Genomic DNA, 17,087 nt, shown 5'->3' with positions numbered 1-17,087 from the left:
TGGCCGAAACACGGGATCATGTTCACGAAGCTCGACCTGATCGAACGCATCATTGCCACCAATGATGAACATGTGCTGGCCAAGGTGAGCAAGGCGTTGGAGGCTGAGGCCGGCGAGTTCCGATTCACCAAGGAGCAATTGGCCATGCTCGAGGAGCGGCGAGAAGCGCGGCGGCAAGGCAAAGGCAAGGGATACTCCCTGAAGGAGGTGAAGGCCATGCTGAAGCGCAAGCGCGCATGAAGGCGAAGGCCATTGAGCTGCGCGACCTGGCTTGGCAGGAATGGCAGGAGGCCTCATTGCACTACGAGCTCGAGCAACCGAAACTTGGCGCGCGCTTCGAAACAGCAGTGCTCAAAGCCATTGAGGACCTGGTTCGCGTGACATGCAGCTACCCTGAACGGGTGAACGGATTCCGATACGCCCCGGTCCAGGACTTCCCGTATTGCATCGTGTTCGAGTTGACGGATGGCCTAGCCATTGTGTACAGTGTTTTCCATACGAGTCGCAGGCCATTGCGATCGAAGAAGCGGCGGCGCTGAATCCGGACCCCGCCATGTCAGCGAATCGATTCGTACTTCCGACCGCTCTCGCGGCCCTGATGGCATGCCATCATCCGCCCAAGAACGCTGCACCAACCGGATCAACACCCCTGCGACTCGAGCTCCCCGCCTGGGCTATCGCCGACACCGCGCTCCGCCTCGATTCCCCCTACGATAATCCGCTCACCGTGGAAGGCGCAGCGCTGGGCCGCATGCTCTTCCATGAGAAAGCGCTGAGCGCCGATGGATCGCTCTCTTGCGCCAGTTGCCACCTGCAGCGCTTCGCCTTCGCGGATAGCGCGCGCTTCTCCAGCGGCATGAGCGGCCAGCGCACCGCGCGCAACAGCATGCCTTTGATGAACCTGGCGTGGGACCATTTCTTCTTCTGGGACGCCCGCGCCCTCAGCCTCGAGCTGCAGGCCTTCGAGCCGGTGACCGCGCACCGCGAGATGGCGAGCCGCTGGATCGAAGTGAGCCATCGCCTTGCGCAGGACAAGCGTTATCCGCCGCTCTTCGCCGCCGCCTTCGGCGATGCGCGCATCGACAGCCTGCGCATCGCATTCGCCCTGGCGCAGTTCGAGCGCACCATGGTCTCACTCGATTCGCGATTCGACCGCTACTTCTACGGGAAGCAGGCCGATGCGCTCAATGCGCAGGAGAAGCGCGGCAAGGACCTCTTCTTCACCCGCGCGCATTGCGTCGATTGCCACGAGCCGCCGCTCTTCAAGGGGCATCATGTGCTGAACATCGGGCTCGACAGCGTGCCCACGGACCTCGGCATGGGTGCTCGCACGGGCCTGCCCTGGCACGCGGGGCGATTCAAGACCCCTTCGCTCCGCAACATCACCGTTACGGCGCCCTACATGCACGATGGCCGATTCGCCACGCTGGAGCAGGTCGTCGATTTCTATGCGGATGACGTGTTCACGGCATCGCCCACGCTCGATGAGCACATGCTGCCCTGGCGCAAAGGCGAAGTGCGGCTCTCCAAGCAGGACCGCACGGACCTGGTGGCCTTCCTGCGCACGCTCACCGATTCGGCTTTCCTCGTTAATCCGCGTTTCGGCCCCCCCGGTCACCGCCGTTGATCGTCGCACTATCGATCTTCGCCACGCATGCGGCGCCTCCCCTTCCTCTTCGCCTTGCTCGCCATCGCGGCGTGCCGGAAGGATCCCGCCGTGGAGCAGGCCGATGCCTTCACGGGGCCCACGCCCTTGGCGCTGGAACTGCCGCCTTGGACGCAGAACCTGCCGCATCCGATGAACCTGCCCGCCGACAATCCGCTCACCGTGGAAGGCGTTGCGCTGGGCCGCAAGCTGTTCTATGAGAAAGCGCTGTCGGACAACTACTCGATCAGCTGCAGCAGCTGCCACCAGCAGGAGTTCGCCTTCAGCGACCCGCGTAGATTCTCGCTCGGATCGGATGGGTCCGTGGGGCGGCGGCAATCGATGCCCGTGCAGAACATGCTCTGGGACCATCTCCTCTTCTGGGATGGCCGCGCGGCTTCGTTGGAAGAGCAAGCCTTCGGCCCCGTGGTGAATCACCTCGAGATGCGCAACAGCTGGCCCGTGGTGGAGGAACGGCTCCGCCGACTGCCCAACTATCCCGAGCTTTTCGCACGCGCCTTCGGATCACCGGACATTGACAGCGTGCGCGTGGTGAAAGCCATAGCGCAATTCGAGCGCACGCTGCTCAGCTTCGATTCGCCCTTCGACCGCTACTTCTACAGCGGTGATGCCACGGCCATGTCCGATGCCGAGATACGCGGCATGGACCTCTTCTTCGGCGAAGCCGAGTGCGACCTCTGCCACATGGCGCCGCTCTTCCAGGACCACGACCTACGCAACATCGGCATGGCGCCCGGACCGGATCAAGGATTGGCGGAGATCACCGGACTCGTGAGCGACCGCGGCCGCTTCAAGGTGAACAGCCTGCGCAACATTGCCGTCACCGCGCCCTACATGCACGATGGGCGCTTCGCCACGCTTGAAGAAGTGATCGACTTCTACGCCGACAGCGTGAACATCAATGAGCCCAATCTGGACAATCACATGTGGCCATGGACCAGCGGCCAGATCGACCTCGATGCCCAGGAGCGCGCCGACCTCAAGGCCTTCCTGCAAGCCCTCACCGATGAGCGCTTCCTGAACGATCCGGCGTTCAGTGATCCGGAGTGATCAAGCGCTTTCGGCATCTTCGCCCACCGCAACCCGAATCTCATGCTCGCACTCCGCGCGCTCCTGGCGCCCTCATTCGTTGGCACAGCCCTGCTGCTTTCCGCGCAGCTGCAACCGCTCACCTTGAAAGATGCCGTTCTGAAGGCCGGCACCGAACTCGCGCCGGAGCGCCTGCGCGGCCTGCAATGGATCGAAGGCGCGCAACGCTACAGTTACGTGAAGGGCGAGCAGCTCATGCGCGGCGACATCGGCAAGAGCATGGACCGCGTGCTGGTGGAACTGAGCGCGATCAATGCGCAGCTTCCGGATAGCGCCAAACTGAAAGCGTGGTTGCCGATCACCTGGAGCAATGCGAACCGCTTCACCTTCGTGCATAACCAGCGCTTCTACGCCTACGACCTCGCGAAAGCCGAATTGCAGGCCGTGACGAGGATCGAGGCCGGTTCCGGTCATGAGGAGATCGAGCCCAGCACGGGAGCCGTGGCCTTCGTGAAGGACGATAACATCCTGGTGATGCGCGCCGGCGAGGGCAAGAACAAGCCCACGCCGATCACGAGCGATGGCGGCAACGGCATCGTGAACGGACAGAGCGTGCACCGGCAGGAATACGGCGTGGAGAAAGGCCTCTTCTGGGCGCCGAAGGGCGGCAAGCTCGCCTTCTACCGCATGGATGAATCCATGGTGAGCACCTACATGCTCGAGGACATCGGCACCAAGCCCAGCACCTTCGAGCCCATCCGCTACCCTATGGCGGGGCAGGCCAGCCACCACGTCACCATCGGTGTGCACGACATGAACACAGGCAGCACCGTGTTCCTGAAGACGGGCGAGCCGCTGGACCAGTACCTCACCAACATCAGTTGGGAGCCCGACGAGCAGCACTTGCTCGTGGCCCACATCGACCGCGCCACGCAGAACCTGCGCATGGTGCGCTACGATGCCGCCACCGGCGAAGCCGAAGGCACTGTGTTCACCGAGCGCGACGAGAAGTACATCGAGCCGCTTCAGGCTGCGCGCCACCTGAAGACACGGCCCACGCAGTTCATCTGGCGCAGCCGTCGCGATGGCTGGCAGCACCTCTACCTCTACGATGTGAAGAAAGGGCTCGTGCGCCAGCTCACCCAAGGCGCGTGGGAAGTGGAGCGCATCGTGGGCCTCGACCCCAAGGAGTCATTCGCGATCGTCGAGGGCACGGGCAACATCGACCCGAAGAATCCCGCCGGTGCACTGGAGACGCACCTCTACCGCATCGACCTCGCCAACGGGCGCACCACGCGGCTCACGAGCGAGCCTGGCTCGCACCACGGCCAGCTCAGCAGCGATGGCAAATACCTCCTCGACACGTGGAGCAGCCTCACGGTGCCCAACCGCAGCATGATCCGCAACACGCGCGATGGCTCGGCGATGAAGACCCTGGTTGACGCGAAGGACCCGTTCGCGGGGCATCAGGTGGGCAGCATCGAACTGCTCAGCATCGAAGGCGAGAACGGAGACAGGCTCAACGCGCGCGTGATCAAGCCGAGCACCTTCCAATCGCGGCAGCGCTACCCGGTGCTGGTCTACGTCTATAACGGACCGCATGTGCAGTTGGTGAGCAACTCCTTCCTCGGCGGCGCGTCCGCATGGATGCTTCACGCGGCCGAGCGCGGTTATGTGGTCTTCACCGTGGATGGGCATGGAACACCGAACCGCGGCCGTGACTTCGAGCAAGTGGTGCACCGCCAGCTCGGGGTGGTGGAGGTGAAGGACCAGATGCGCGGCGTGGCCTGGCTGAAGGAACAGCCTTGGGTCGATGGCGACCGCTTAGCCGTCCACGGATGGAGCTACGGCGGGCACATGACCACCGCCATGCTCACGCGGCATCCCGGCGCATTCAGAGCGGGCGCAGCCGGTGGGCCGGTGATCGATTGGAGCCTGTATGAAGTGATGTACGGCGAGCGCTACATGGACACGCCACAGGAGAACCCTGAAGGCTATGCCGCAACCACCCTGAGCAACTTCGCTAAGGACCTGAAGGACCCCTTGCTGATCATCACTGGCGGCAAGGACGATACCGTGGTGCCCGAGCACAGCTACCAGTTCCTGAAGGCCTGCGTGGCCGCTGGCGTGCAGGTGGAATTCTTCAACTACCCGGGCCATGGCCATAACGTGCGCGGCAAGGACCGCCTGCACCTGATGGAGAAGGTGCTGGGCTACATCGACGAACACGTGCGGCCGGACGTCCGGTGAGTGCGATGCCAAGCATGGTGCGCAGGAAGATCGGGCCCGGTTAGTACCCCGGGTATCTTTCGCGCCAAACTCAAGAACCGCATGCGTCTTCTCGCCTCATCCCTGCTGCTTCTCCCCTTCACCGCTTCCGCCGCACTCTGGATCGTGCAATCCGGAGGCAGCACCATCGGCAGCACCGACCCCTATTACAGCCCGCAATTCCTCACCATCGACGTGGGCGATCAGGTGCGCTGGGAGAACCAGAGCGGCACGCACAACGTGAATGGCACCTTGAGCGATTTCCCGAGCAATCCGCAAGGCTTCACGAGCGGCAACACCGCAAGCGGGAATTGGACGTACACCTTCACCTTCACCATCCCGGGCGTGTACAACTACGAATGCGATGGGAATGGGCATGCAGCCACGCAGTTCGGCACCATCACGGTGATCGACCCCACGGGCGTGGCCGAGGTGGGGGAAACCGCCGACGTGCGCCTGAGCCCGATACCGGCCGCCGATTGGCTGACCGTTGACTTGGGTGGCGTAGATGCGCGATCGATCACCGTGATCAACCTCAGCGGCGAAGCGGTGATGGAACAGGGCATCGTGGCGAGTCGCGTGCTCGCGCTCGATGTGAGCGCGCTGAAGCCCTCGAATTACTTCCTGTTGATCACCGAGCGCGATGGCCGGGTGTTGGCCAAGCCCTTCACCAAGGACTGATCAGGGCAGCTTCATCAGCCGCACCGACCTGACCTCGCGGCCTTCGATCGCCGCGCGGGCCACATAACCGCCGGCCGGCAGCCCTTGCAGGTCAACCGTGAACGCTGACTTCCCGCTCGGGAGCATGCCGTCATGAAGCAGGTCCAGCTCGCGGCCAAGCGCATCGTGGATTGAAAGGCGCGCACGGCTGGCAACGGGCATTTCGATCCATAGCCCTGCGGCATCTCCAGCGGGGTTCGGGTAAGCGTAGAGCGTCAGGGGCGCGGCGTTGACCTCCACCACGTTCATGTCGACCGTGACCGGGATCGCAAGCGCGGCCGTGCTGGCGATGCTCAGCTTGGCGAGCTTCTCATAATACGGCACGTCGAAGTATTGCGTGAGGTCGGTGGGCGTGTGGTAATGCGGGTTGCCGTCGTTGGTGAACTCTTCGATCACGAGCACGGAACCGTAGCCCTCGTTCCAGAACGAAGCGTGGTCGCTGTAGGTGGCGCCGGGGTTGGTGAGGATCAGGTCGAGGCCGATGCCGTATTGCTGATGCACGCTGAAGACCGTATCGGCGATGGCCAGCGAGTTGGCGATGGGCCGCGTGTGGATGCGCGCCTTCGCATCGGCATTGCCGTCGTAGGCGATGGCGTCCATGTTGATCGCGGCCTTGATGAGCGCATCGTTCGCGGCCATCGCGCCTGCATAGAATGCGCTGCCCACCTTGCCTTGCTCCTCTTCGTCCCAGAGCGCGAACACGATGGGATGCACGAAGTCGATGTCGCGCAGCACCCGCGCCGCCTCCAGGACCGCAGCCACGCCGCTGCCGTCATCGTCGGCCGCCGGTGCATTCACGATGCCAGCGGGCATGGCATCGTAGTGCGCGCAGATGATCACGATCTCCTCGGTGCTCCCGTTGCCGGGCTTGGTCACCAGGATGTTCCTTCCCGTGCTGTTGAAGGGCTGCTCCACGGGCGCATAGCCCAGCTGCACGAGCTTCTGCATCAGCCAGGCCTGAGCGAGGTTGTTGCCTTCGTTGTTCTTGTGCCGGCTCAGCAGGGTGTGTTCCTGCCCATCAATCATCACAGGCACCTCGCCGCTGACCTCGCTCACCCACCCCATCATGCTGTCGATGCGCACTTCATCGAGGATGCCTTGGATCACGGGATGCTGGGCGCCCGCGAGCAATGGCGCGAACGCTGCGACGAGCAGCAGGCTTCTGGTCTTCATGGCGGCAAGGTAGAAGCGCTAGGGCCTCACCACGCGCTCCACGAAGCGCTTGCCGGCCACTTCGATCACCACCAGGTAGGTGCCGGGCGCGTCGGGCAGCCGCACGGTGAAGCTTTGCTCGAGGTTGCGGCGCAACAGGGCCAGACGCGCTCCCTTGATATCGAGCACCTCGATGCTGCGCACCTTCTCGCTGATGCCCTCGATGCGGAGCAGTCCATCGCGCACTGGATTGGGGAAGATGCGGATGCCTGCTTCGGCGAGGTTGTCGATCTCGAGGCTCGTATCCACGATCACCTCCTCCTTCACCAGCGTCGGGCTGCCGTCCTCGGCCTCGTACATGTCCCGGAAGGTGTCGATGGCGGGCGTGTTGAACTCGAACATCTCCTCCATCCAGCGCGGCGGCGCGCTCTGGTACCACACGCGAGCGGTGATGGTGATCGCGCCGGAGTAGCCACCCATGGCGATCTGGTAATGCGTGATGTCGGTGCCGCTGCCCTCGGTGCCATTGGTGAAGCGGTTGAAGTCAAGGTCTTCGGGCGGGACACCGGCGATCAGCGTGGTGTCGTAGCTGATGTGCGAGGTGGTGAATCCGAGCGGAGCGAGGCGGTTGTCCTTCAATGGCTCCTTCGCGCGCTCGAGGACGGTCGTCTTATCGCCATTCACATCGCCCATGACCATCTCATAAATCTGGGCCTGATCCTCGCTGGTGATCACATCGTGGTGAGGCTCCCAATCGGCATCGTGACCCACGACCTCATAGGTGCCGTCCCAATTGCCGCTGCGGAAGAGGGTGTTGCCCGCGTCGTCCTGCACATGCAGCTCGATGAAGGCGCGGCGCGCGGGGTAGCCGCTCGGGAACTTGTGGCCGGCGAGGTTGGTGAGCTTCACATCGATGGACGCGAGGTCAGCGGTGCGGTCGATGACCGAGGTCTCGATCAGGAGGGTCTGCTGCTGAAGCATGCGTTCGGTGCGTGCGATGGTGCTGTCGAAATGCACCTGGTTGGCCGTGAGCTCGAGCGCGGTGTTATTGTGCTTGAGCAGGTTCAGCATGAACACGTTGGCGCCGACAAGGTGGTGCTTACCGAAAGGCGTGCGCGGGGTGAGGAAATCATAGAGGGCGGAGATCACGACGGCGTCGCTGATGCGCGGCATGTGGCAGGCCTGGCAGCTGAGGCCGTTCTCGGGATCCGCATCGGTGTTGTAGGACGAGTTGAGCCACTCGTGGTAGGTGGCCTGCTCCACGAATTCATCGCCCGTGAGATTGCCATCGAGGTCGGCGGTCTCAGTGATGAGCGTATGGCAGCCGGCGCAGGTGCCTGCATCACTTAGGTGAGGCCCCCAAAGCGGCTCGTAGCCCACGAAGCCGGCCATGGGCGATCCGAAGATGGGCTCTTCCTCCGGTCCTCCGTAGGGTCCATAGAGGATGCCGCTGGTCTCGAACTTCAGGTTGCCGCTGAAGAGCAGGCCTAAGCTATCCGGCTTCTGCATATGGCAGGCCAGGCAGCTCACGCCATCGAGGGCGATGGGATCCTGCACGAGCTCAGCGATGCTGAAGGGTCCCGCTCCCATGAGGTGCTTGTCGTAGCGGCCCATGGGTGCATGGCAGCTGGTGCATTTGTCCTCCAATGCCGTCTGATGGCCCGGATTCACGCTCACCTCATGGCTCACCTTGGCGCGCCAGAAGGGATCACGGGCACTGTTGCCCATCATGCTGCTGCGCCAGGAATCGATGGGGTTCACATCGTGCCCGTTGGCGTCGCGGTTGGCGAACACCGGGCCGATGTTGTCCGGGCCGTGGCAGCCGTAGCAATCGCCGCTGGCGCGGAAGAAGTTGTTGGCGCCGCTGGAGAGCCCTTGTCCGCCGCCTCGGAAAGCGTCGATCTCGGCCTGCGAGTGGTACGCCTTGGCTTCCGGAAGCCCGTCCTGGTTCCAAGCCACCAGCACGGACACGAGGCCTACGATTACAGCGATTGCGAAAGTGCGAGCGGAGAGGGTACGGATGCGTTTCATGCGTGGCGTTGGGCGAGCAAGATAGCCGGGCGCGGAGCCCGCTTCCTGACGCGCCTCATGGGTTGCCTTGAAACCCTTCCGGGCCGGGCTTGGTTCGCTGCGTCCTAGCTGCCGCGCTGGCCACCCCGGCGAACGGCCGCTGCCTTGGGGGCGCCGCTGCTGGCCGGCTTCACCTTCGCGGCGGCATCGGCCTTCTTCTTCACGGCCTTCTCCACGGTCTTCTTCTCGGGTGCAGCCTCTTTGGACTCGGCCTCTTTCACAGGCTCCTCCTTCTTCTCGAACTCACCGGCCTTCAATAACTGGCCGTACCAGGTGAAGAGCTTGCGCACGTCGCTGGCATAGATGCGCGAACGGTCGGCAGTGGGCAGGGCCTTGAGGAGCGCTTCCCAGAGCGTGTTGTCGTCGCTCTTCGGATCAGCGGCGGCGCCTCCACCGTTCACTTCGTGCAGCTTCGCGAGCACGTCCTTCAGCAGCACATCGTCGCCGGTGGTGAACATGCTGATCTCATCGAGGCTGCTCACCTTCACGCTCAAGGGCACCGGCGCGCGCTTGCCATCGGCCAGCGATTCGGTGATGATGGCTTGGCGGCCTTGCGCCACGACACGGTGCAATCCGGGCTTGCCCGCTACGGTGATGATCTTGCTCAAATCCATGGGGCGAAAGTAGGTTGTGAGGTTGATGGTTGAAGAGGTTGAGGGTTGATGAAGGTTGGGGGGTGTTCAACCTTCAACCGGCGCCAGCCTGCGCGCAGGCGCAACTCTCAACCGCTCAACCTCTTCAACCCATTACTTCGCCCCATGCGCGACCTCGGCCTTGGCCTCAACGGCTTCATCAGCGCCTTCCGCTTCACCCTGCGCAACGGCATGGGCTGGATGTTCCTGGTGCCGATCGTGCTCTGGGTGGCGCTCTTCTATGGGTTCTTCCATGCCATGGAAGGCATGGTGGAGGCAGCGAGCGCGCAACTGGCCGTGTGGCTGGAGCTGCCTGTGGCGCAGACCAGCACCGGTGATTGGTGGGAGGCTTTCAAAGCCTGGATGAACGGCGCGCGCGAGGTGATCGTACGCTGGATCCTCCGCCTGGCCATCGGCTACCTGCTCTTCGTGGCCAACAAGTACATCGTGCTGGTGCTGCTCTCGCCGCTGCTGGCCTATGCGAGCGAGCTGGCAGAAGAGAAGCTCACGGGCCGGCAGTTCCCGTTCAGTTGGCGGCAGTTGATGAAGGATGCCCTGCGCGGCGCGCTGGTGGCCATGCGCAACGGCGTGCTCGAGCTGGCGTTCACCGTGGCCATCTGGGTCGCTTCGTTCTTCCTGCCCTTGATCACGCCCATCAGCTTCATCCTGCTCTTCGTGGTGTCGTCGTACTTCTATGGCTTCAGCATGTTCGATTACGTGTTCGAGCGGCGGCGCATGCGCATCGGCGAGACCACGCGCGCGGTGAACAGCCAGCTCGGCGCGGTGCTGGCCAACGGCGCCTGCTTCAGCCTGCTGATGAAGATCCCGTTGATCGGACTCATGCTCGCGCCGGTGATGGCCAGTGTGGGCGCATCAATCACGGTGCTGGAGCGGGAGAAGCAAGCGCTGATGCGGAATCCGCCGGGAGGGCAACAGAATCCGCAAGCGCGCTGACCCCAGCGGCACTCGGTTCCAAGGAGGGGTCTGCGAGCCATTGATGGATGGAACGCTCATCCACAATCAGGTCCTCGATGACGGCTTCGCCGTTGAGCACGCGCACCAGTGCGTAAGCCGGCAGCGGCTGCGTCACCTCGCCATCGTTCCATTGAGGCTGCAAGAGTTCCTCGGTCTTCGCTCCGTCGCCTTCCTCCAAGTAGAAGCGGTCGAAGGGCAGGAACACGCGGTCAATGCGCTGCTCATTCGCCGAGTTGTAGAGCACGCGGATGAACGTCTGCCCAGCCGGAGGATGCTCGCTCAGCGCGCTGATGAGCGCGAATCCGCTGCTGTCCACACTGAGCACGCCATACGCCTCTTGCTCATCGAAGGCAGCATAGCCCTGCGGATTGGTGACCGTGGTGTCCGGCGCTTGCCAGGAACCGCTCTCCGCCTCGAACTCCAGCCGCACGTACTCGCCCCGGAACGGATCGCGTGGGTCGATGGGCGCCGTTTTGAATTTGAACACCTCACCTTGGGTGAGCACGCGCTCGCGACCCGTGATCATCCATGCAGGCACGGCGAGCTGCGCGAGGGCGATGCCGAGGAAGAGGAGCGGCTTGCGGTTCATGCGTCAGGCTTCTGCTTGTCGCGCTGGCGCACCATGCGCAGGTTCATGTACAAGAAGCCGCCACCGATGGCGATGAAGGCCAATCCCCGCAGCGCGAAGCTCATGTCCGTATCCAGGAAGCGCAGCAGCACGGTGAGGCCGATGATGGCCAGTCCGAGGTTCATGCGCTTCAGCGAATCGTGCGCGATGCCCGCGCGCACCGTGACCACGCCCATGGCGAGCAGGGCGGCATTCACGAGCAAGGGCGCCAGCCAAGGTTGCAGCAGGCCAGCGACATAACAGAGCGCGAAGAAGCCCATGGCCTCCGGGTAAGGCCACTGCTCGAATGGCCTGCGCCGCCTGAGTGACAGCACGTAAGCAACGATGCCGATGAGCGTCATTGCGGCGATCACGATCGCCTCGCTCGTTTCCACCATGGACCGATCACGGTCCGCCGAGCGGAAACCCCATGCGTCGCGATAGCTGAGCACGAAGAAGGTGATGAGCACCGCCGCGCCGCCAACGAGGGCCCACGGCCAGGAGCGCAGCTCGCGGCCCGTGTGCAGCCAGGGCACCAGCGTGAAGGCCGTGGCCATGCCCAGCACGCCGAATACATGCACGATGCTCCAATCGCGGTAGAACCATTGCGAGATCAGGCCCACGCTCAACGCCGCGAACAGGCTGAGCCACCAGAAACCGATGCGCTCGCCATTCAACCGAGCCGCGCGCAAGTACATGGGCACGGCAGCGGCGAGCAGCAGCAAAGAGGACCAGGGCAAAGCCATGCGGCCCGGGCCATCCCAGTGGTACGCCGCCGCGTGCCAGGTGACCGTGGCGATGTAGCCGAGCGATACGATCAAGGAACCGGGCAGGTAGATCAGCGGCAGGATCAGCAGCGCGCAGGTGAGCAGGTAGCCATGCAGCGAGCCCTCGATGTGGTAGATCTGACTGATGAGCGCCACGCAGGCGAAGAGCGCGCAGGCGAGGAAGATGGCGCTGCCCTCGCGCCACGCGCGGACATCGGGCTTGGCGCGCAGCGCATGCCAGACCAGCGCCTGGCCGATCAGCACCGGCGCGAATGCGAGCACCGTGCGCACCGGCCGGGTGAAATCGTCCCAGTTGTGCGCCACGATGAGCATGATGCCCAGACCAACCAGCACGCTGCCGAGGATGGCGAACACGAGCAGCATGCGGCTGGTGCCCTGTGCAGAATCGTTGGCGAAGCGCGCGCGGATGCGCTCGGCCTGCTCCGCCGTGATGAGCCCTTCGCGCACGAGCTGCGGAAGCGCATCGAGGAGCTTGGGGGCGGGCATGGGGTGAAAGTAGCTGAACGCAAGAGAGGGGGCGCAGGCCCCCTCTCAAAGCGATGTGATGCCGCTCTACTTCTTCCCCGCCGGCTTCTTCGCGGGAGTTGGCTTCACCGGTTCAACCGGCGGAGGCAGTTCGGCCTTCACCTCTTCCACCACGGGCTTGCGCTCCACCAAGGTCATCTCGTTCACCAGGTGGCCGGCGCCGGCGAGCTTGTCGATGCACCAGAGCACGTATCGGATATCGACGCTGATGGTGCGCTGCAGCTCGGGCTCGAAGGCGATGTCGCCGCTCATGGCCTCCCAGTTGCCATCGAAGGCGATGCCGATGAGCTCGGCGTTGCCGTTGATCACGGGGCTGCCGCTGTTGCCGCCGGTGATGTCGTTGTTGCTGATGAAGCAGGTGACCAGCTCGCCGTTCTCATCGGCGTAACGGCCGTAGTCCTTCTTCAATAGCAGCTCCTTCTGTCGGGCGGGCACGATGAACTCATCATTCGTGGGGTCCTCCTTCTCCAGGATGCCCTTGGCGGTGGTGATGTGCTTGTAGAAGGCGCCGTCCATGGGCACGTAGCTGCCCACCTGCCCGTAGGTGAGGCGCATGGTGCTGTTGGCGTTGGGGTACCAGCTCTTGTTCGGCTCCATCTCGCGCATGGCGGCCACCATCAGGCGGTAACCCTTCTCGGTGTCGGCCTCCGTTGCTCCCACGGCAGGACCGAGCACATTGCGCCAGTGGTTCAGGCAGCTCTCGCTGGCTTGGAAACCGAGGTCCTTCTGGAGCGCCTTCAAGGAGGGCTTCGCCAAGAAGGCATCGAGGCGCTTCTTGTCCGCGAGCATGCTCGTGGCGAAGATCGCCTTTGACCACGCGGAGGTGCTGCCCTTGAACTTCTTGGTGATGGTGGCCATCACCTGCGGTTGGAGGTCCTGCTCCACATCGTTCCGGATCAGGTCGAACATGGCTGCCGTGATCTTCTCGTCAGTGGGGGCGTTGTAGTCCTTCCAGTGATCGGCGGTCATCGCCTGAACCTGCGCCACGGCAGCGGCGACTTTCGCGGCGTCCTTGGGGTCGGTTTCCAATTGCGCCTTGAGGCCCTGCAGACGGAAGCCCAACGTGATCAGCTCACTGCCGAAGGCGGCTTCCTGCATGTAGGTGCTGGCCTTCTCGAATTTGGCGCGGTCGCTGTACCCGCGCTCGAGCAGGGAGATGATCTCGCCGTACTTCGCCTTTCGCTTCGGATCGGCGCTCACCCAGGCCATGAGCGATTCCTCTTGCGCCTTCTTCTTGTCATGGACGCGCAGGCGCTTGAGGCCGCGCTGCTGGCCGATGAAGTACTTCCAGTAGTTGCTCACCTGAGCGTACTTGCTGGCGTATTGGATGCGCACGGCGTCGCTGGCGTCCATGTCCTGCTTCATGAGCTCGAGCTTCTGACCACGGATCTTCACGCGGCTGGGCTGCTCAATGTCGAGGGCGAGCTTCACGCCGTGGCTGCTCAGGAAACGGTCGGTGGTGCCGGGGTAGCCCATCACCATGGCGAAGTCGCCCTCCTTCACCCCGGCGATGCTCACGGGGAAGTGCCACTTGGGCTTGAACGGGATGTTGGCCTCATTGAAATCGGCGGGCTCTCCATCGGGACCGGTGTACACGCGGAACATGCTGAAATCGCCCGTGTGGCGGGGCCACATCCAGTTGTCGGTATCGCCGCCGAACTTGCCGATGGCGCTGGGCGGGGTGCCCACCAGGCGCACGTCGCGGTAAGTCTTGTACACGAAGAGGTAGAACTCGTTGCCCTCGAACATGACCTTGAAATCGGCGCTCAGACCGTTCTCCTTGCCCACGACCGACTTGAGCTTGGTGGCAACGGCCTGGATCGCCTCGGCACGCTGTTCCTCAGTCATGGCGTCATTGAGCTCAGCCAGCACCTGGCCGGTGACGTCGTCGATGCGCTGCAGGAAGCTCACGCTGAAGCCGGCGGGCAACTCATCCTTGCGGCTCATGGCCCAGAAACCGTCGGTGAGGTAGTCGTGCTCCACGCTGCTGAGGCTCTGCACGGCATCGTAGCCGCAGTGGTGGTTGGTGAGGAATAGGCCTTCGGCGCTCACCATCTCGCCGCTGCAGAATCCGCGGCCCAGGCGCACCACGCCATCCTTCACACCGCTGCGGTTGATGTCGTAGATGTCCTCGGCAGTGAGCTTGAAGCCGAGCTTCTGCATCTCGGCCTCGTTGATCTGCTTGAGCTTGGTGAGGAGCCACATGCCCTCGTGGGCGTTGGCGGCGATCGCCACCAGGGCGGCGACGAGGAGTGAAAGGAACTTCTTCATGAATGAGGGGTTGGTTCAGCTTCACCCGGCTGGTGCATCCTGCCGAGGGGCGCCAAATGTAGCCGGAGGACCCGTGCGTGACGGACCGTTAAGGGACCAACGGCGTGGCCGGTGATAGGCGCTAAGGTTCGGGCGTAACCGGCACCCAGGCCACCGGCAGGAGGAGGCTTTCGATCTCGGCCACCAAGGCCTTGAACGCCTGGGGCTGTCCCACCCGGCCAAGCACCTTCTTGTCCCGGCCATCGGCGATGATCCGCAGCACGGTGCTGGGCAGGTCCGTCACCTCAGCATCGTACTTGGCTTGCAGGCCGAAGAACCCCAATTCGTCGGCCCGGTTCAGCATGGTGATCATCGAATCGACGCCGATGCGCGCACTGTGCCGACCCATTTTCTCCACGTTCCCCCGACCGTCGTAGGTGGCATATCCGCTGCGGTACAGGTCGATCCGGTAGGCCTTGCACTGCCCGAAGCAGGGCGTTCGCTCCAGACTGAGGAACAGGGTGTCGGCCTTGCCAGCGCCGCCGAGCCGTGGCGCAGCGGCAGCCGCTTCTTGGTCGACGGCCGGCTCTGCCGTAGCAACGGGCTGGTTGGTGCTGCAGGCCAGCGCCAATGCGGCGATGGGAATAGCGATCAGGTGCTTCATGGTGCTCACGTATCGAATGGCGTGCCTTTATCGCAGCTCAGTCATCAGCACGATGAGCAAGCAGGCCCGATGGAGCGATGCCGCTCATTTGCGCCGCTGCTGCTTCTGCATCTCATCGAGCCGCTGCTGCCACTTGCTCTTCTTCTTCGGGGTGCGCATGTTCAGCTCCAGCTGCGCGCGGATCTTGTTCTCATCCACGAACCAGCTCTTCAGCACGGTCATCTGCGCTATGCTGATCAGGTTGGCCAGCAGGTAGTAGTAGCTGAGGCCCGCGCTGAAGTTGTTCAGGAAGAACAGCATCATGATCGGGAAGAGGTAGATCATCATCTTCATGCCCGGCATGTTCTGCTGGCTGGGCATCTGCTTCTGGTTGATCACCGAGTACACGATGGTGCTGGCCGCCATGAGCAGGGTGAAGAGGCTGATGTGATTGCCGTAGCTGTCGCTGATCAAGGGGATGTGCTGGGTCCACTCGAAGATGCTATCGTAGCTGCTGAGGTCGTCGGCCCAGAGGAACTTCTCCTGCCGCAATTCGATGCTGGCGGGGAAGAAGCGGAACATGGCGTAGAGCACGGGCAGCTGGATGAGCATGGGCACGCAGCCGCTGGCGGGGTTCACGCCGGCCTTGCGGTACAGCTCCATGGTGGCCTGCTGCTTCTTGAGCGCGTCGCCCTCCTTGTGCTTCTCGTTGATGGCGTCCATCTCGGGCTTGAGCACGCGCATCTTGGCGCTCGCCACCAGGTTCTTGTAGGTGAGCGGCATCAGCAGGAGCTTGATCACGACGGTGAGCACCAGGATGATGATGCCATAGTTCCAGCCCCAGCCATCGAGCCAGTTGAAGATCGGGATCACCAGCCACTGGTTCATCCATCCGAAGATGCCCCAGCCGAGATCGATGATCTTCTGGAAGTCCGCGATCTCCGTGCGGCGAAGGGTGCCGAAATGGTTCGGGCCGAGGTAGAGGCGCATGTCCACCGATGGCTGCGCATCGCGCTCCTTCTCAAAGAGCAGCTTGGCGCTGTAGTGCTTGGTATGCGTCTCGGCGAGGAGCGGATTGATGGCGATCTGGCTGCCGTTGCTGCTGAAGCCGCCTTCGCTGATCATGCCCACGGTGAAGAAGCCCTGCTTGAAGGCCACCCAGTTGGTCCGGCCCTCGAGCTTCTTCTGCTCGGCGCTTGATTCACTGAGGTAGTTGCGGTCGTCGTTGAAGTACTTGTAGTACACGCCGCATTTCTGCATCTCGCTGGGCTGGTGCTTCTCGTTGCTCAGGCCCGTCAGCTCCCAGTTGAAGAGCAGGCTCCGCGCGTCGACCTCGCCCCTGCATGCCAACGAAATCAAGGCTCGTGTGCAGGAAATAGCTGGTGCTGTCGAGACGATAGGTGATCTGCAGCTTCTTGGCCGGATCGGCGGTGGGAGCGGTGAACCGAACGGCATCCTCACCGATCTTCTCCGCGGAGAAATAGAGGTCGGAAGTGCTGAGGTCCGTACCGCCGGTGAGGAACCGGAAATAGAAGGCGCCGGAATCGGGATCGGCGAGCAGCAGCGGAGCCTGGCGGTAAGTGCGGTACTCCTTCAGCAGCATCAGGGTTGGCCGCGCGCCTTGGGTGCTGAAGCTCACCTGCAAGCGCTCATTGCCGATGGAGACCTCCTCGGCCCTGCCTTCCGCAGCAGGAGCGAATGGCCCGAAGCGCTTGGACAGGTTCGCTTCCAGGAGACTATCGGCCAAGGCGAGATCCGCAGG

At 63.2% G+C, this 17,087-nt stretch carries 15 protein-coding genes; 7 read left to right on the top strand and 8 right to left on the bottom strand.

Going from position 1 to position 17,087, the window contains the following annotated elements:
• Nucleotides 1-18 precede the first annotated feature (18 nt).
• The 6 genes from IPK70_02325 to IPK70_02300 all read left to right on the top strand — a co-directional run bounded on the left by IPK70_02325 (nucleotide 19) and on the right by IPK70_02300 (nucleotide 5,644).
• On the top strand, nucleotides 19-240 hold the full coding sequence (locus IPK70_02325; protein MBK8225996.1) for a hypothetical protein: 222 nt from the start codon (nucleotides 19-21) through the stop codon (nucleotides 238-240).
• A complete protein-coding gene (locus IPK70_02320) occupies nucleotides 237-539 on the top strand; it encodes a hypothetical protein (GenBank protein ID MBK8225995.1) in 303 nt (100 codons plus the stop codon). The genes IPK70_02325 and IPK70_02320 overlap by 4 nt, the downstream gene beginning before the upstream one ends.
• 59 nt (nucleotides 540-598) lie before the next feature.
• Nucleotides 599-1,627 (top strand): c-type cytochrome, encoded by a 1,029-nt coding sequence (locus tag IPK70_02315; protein ID MBK8225994.1) that lies wholly within the window; start codon nucleotides 599-601, stop codon nucleotides 1,625-1,627.
• A gap of 27 nt (nucleotides 1,628-1,654) precedes the next feature.
• The gene (locus IPK70_02310) at nucleotides 1,655-2,716 is read left to right on the top strand and encodes a cytochrome-c peroxidase (protein ID MBK8225993.1); all 1,062 of its coding nucleotides are present in this window, start codon (nucleotides 1,655-1,657) and stop codon (nucleotides 2,714-2,716) included.
• Nucleotides 2,717-2,758: 42 nt separating this feature from the next.
• Nucleotides 2,759-4,945, top strand: coding sequence for a DPP IV N-terminal domain-containing protein (locus IPK70_02305; protein ID MBK8225992.1), 2,187 nt, complete (start codon nucleotides 2,759-2,761; stop codon nucleotides 4,943-4,945).
• 81 nt (nucleotides 4,946-5,026) lie between these two features.
• Nucleotides 5,027-5,644, top strand: a complete 618-nt coding sequence (locus IPK70_02300; GenBank protein ID MBK8225991.1) for a hypothetical protein — start codon at nucleotides 5,027-5,029, stop codon at nucleotides 5,642-5,644.
• Here the strand turns inward: IPK70_02300 and IPK70_02295 are convergent, their stop codons facing one another.
• From IPK70_02295 to IPK70_02285, 3 genes are all read right to left on the bottom strand, one after another.
• A complete protein-coding gene (locus IPK70_02295; protein MBK8225990.1) occupies nucleotides 5,645-6,856 on the bottom strand; it encodes a M20/M25/M40 family metallo-hydrolase in 1,212 nt (403 codons plus the stop codon).
• Nucleotides 6,857-6,874: 18 nt separating this feature from the next.
• Nucleotides 6,875-8,866, bottom strand: a complete 1,992-nt coding sequence (locus tag IPK70_02290; protein MBK8225989.1) for a T9SS type A sorting domain-containing protein — start codon at nucleotides 8,864-8,866, stop codon at nucleotides 6,875-6,877.
• A gap of 104 nt (nucleotides 8,867-8,970) precedes the next feature.
• Nucleotides 8,971-9,519, bottom strand: a complete 549-nt coding sequence (locus IPK70_02285; GenBank protein ID MBK8225988.1) for a DUF5606 domain-containing protein — start codon at nucleotides 9,517-9,519, stop codon at nucleotides 8,971-8,973.
• A 144-nt stretch (nucleotides 9,520-9,663) separates the two neighbouring features.
• Here IPK70_02285 and IPK70_02280 point away from each other — a divergent pair, with 144 nt between their 5' ends.
• Nucleotides 9,664-10,491 carry an EI24 domain-containing protein gene (locus IPK70_02280; protein ID MBK8225987.1) on the top strand — a complete coding sequence of 276 codons (828 nt, stop codon included), beginning with the start codon at nucleotides 9,664-9,666 and terminating at the stop codon, nucleotides 10,489-10,491.
• Here the strand turns inward: IPK70_02280 and IPK70_02275 are convergent.
• The 5 genes from IPK70_02275 to yidC form a co-directional block, all read right to left on the bottom strand.
• A complete protein-coding gene (locus IPK70_02275; protein MBK8225986.1) occupies nucleotides 10,415-11,101 on the bottom strand; it encodes a GDYXXLXY domain-containing protein in 687 nt (228 codons plus the stop codon). The genes IPK70_02280 and IPK70_02275 overlap by 77 nt on opposite strands.
• A complete protein-coding gene (locus IPK70_02270; GenBank protein MBK8225985.1) occupies nucleotides 11,098-12,393 on the bottom strand; it encodes a DUF2157 domain-containing protein in 1,296 nt (431 codons plus the stop codon). Before IPK70_02270 ends, IPK70_02275 begins: the two co-directional genes overlap by 4 nt.
• Nucleotides 12,394-12,459: 66 nt before the next feature.
• Nucleotides 12,460-14,703: a S46 family peptidase gene (locus tag IPK70_02265; GenBank protein ID MBK8225984.1), complete on the bottom strand. Its 2,244-nt coding sequence runs from the start codon at nucleotides 14,701-14,703 to the stop codon at nucleotides 12,460-12,462.
• 121 nt (nucleotides 14,704-14,824) lie between these two features.
• Nucleotides 14,825-15,346 (bottom strand): hypothetical protein, encoded by a 522-nt coding sequence (locus IPK70_02260; protein ID MBK8225983.1) that lies wholly within the window; start codon nucleotides 15,344-15,346, stop codon nucleotides 14,825-14,827.
• An 84-nt stretch (nucleotides 15,347-15,430) separates the two neighbouring features.
• Nucleotides 15,431-16,675: a membrane protein insertase YidC gene (gene yidC / locus IPK70_02255; protein ID MBK8225982.1), complete on the bottom strand. Its 1,245-nt coding sequence runs from the start codon at nucleotides 16,673-16,675 to the stop codon at nucleotides 15,431-15,433.
• Between the last annotated feature and the right edge of the window lie 412 nt (nucleotides 16,676-17,087).

The organism is Flavobacteriales bacterium, assembly GCA_016712535.1.
GTDB lineage: Bacteria > Bacteroidota > Bacteroidia > Flavobacteriales_F > PHOS-HE28 > PHOS-HE28.
The sequence above is the reverse complement of the archived record's forward strand: the minus strand, read 5'-3'. Positions and strand labels throughout refer to the sequence as shown.

What these genes read in the sequence shown, in the direction of transcription:
- IPK70_02310 (MBK8225993.1), top strand. Translation starts at nt 1,655, where the DNA reads ATGCGGCGCCTCCCCTTCCTCTTCGCCTTGCTCGCCATCGCGGCGTGC.
- IPK70_02320 (MBK8225995.1), top strand. Translation starts at nt 237, where the DNA reads ATGAAGGCGAAGGCCATTGAGCTGCGCGACCTGGCTTGGCAGGAATGG.
- IPK70_02325 (MBK8225996.1), top strand. Translation starts at nt 19, where the DNA reads ATGTTCACGAAGCTCGACCTGATCGAACGCATCATTGCCACCAATGAT.
- IPK70_02265 (MBK8225984.1), bottom strand. Translation starts at nt 14,703, where the DNA reads ATGAAGAAGTTCCTTTCACTCCTCGTCGCCGCCCTGGTGGCGATCGCC.
- IPK70_02275 (MBK8225986.1), bottom strand. Translation starts at nt 11,101, where the DNA reads ATGAACCGCAAGCCGCTCCTCTTCCTCGGCATCGCCCTCGCGCAGCTC.
- IPK70_02280 (MBK8225987.1), top strand. Translation starts at nt 9,664, where the DNA reads ATGCGCGACCTCGGCCTTGGCCTCAACGGCTTCATCAGCGCCTTCCGC.
- IPK70_02300 (MBK8225991.1), top strand. Translation starts at nt 5,027, where the DNA reads ATGCGTCTTCTCGCCTCATCCCTGCTGCTTCTCCCCTTCACCGCTTCC.
- IPK70_02305 (MBK8225992.1), top strand. Translation starts at nt 2,759, where the DNA reads ATGCTCGCACTCCGCGCGCTCCTGGCGCCCTCATTCGTTGGCACAGCC.
- IPK70_02315 (MBK8225994.1), top strand. Translation starts at nt 599, where the DNA reads ATGGCATGCCATCATCCGCCCAAGAACGCTGCACCAACCGGATCAACA.
- IPK70_02270 (MBK8225985.1), bottom strand. Translation starts at nt 12,393, where the DNA reads ATGCCCGCCCCCAAGCTCCTCGATGCGCTTCCGCAGCTCGTGCGCGAA.
- IPK70_02260 (MBK8225983.1), bottom strand. Translation starts at nt 15,346, where the DNA reads ATGAAGCACCTGATCGCTATTCCCATCGCCGCATTGGCGCTGGCCTGC.
- IPK70_02290 (MBK8225989.1), bottom strand. Translation starts at nt 8,866, where the DNA reads ATGAAACGCATCCGTACCCTCTCCGCTCGCACTTTCGCAATCGCTGTA.
- IPK70_02295 (MBK8225990.1), bottom strand. Translation starts at nt 6,856, where the DNA reads ATGAAGACCAGAAGCCTGCTGCTCGTCGCAGCGTTCGCGCCATTGCTC.
- IPK70_02285 (MBK8225988.1), bottom strand. Translation starts at nt 9,519, where the DNA reads ATGGATTTGAGCAAGATCATCACCGTAGCGGGCAAGCCCGGATTGCAC.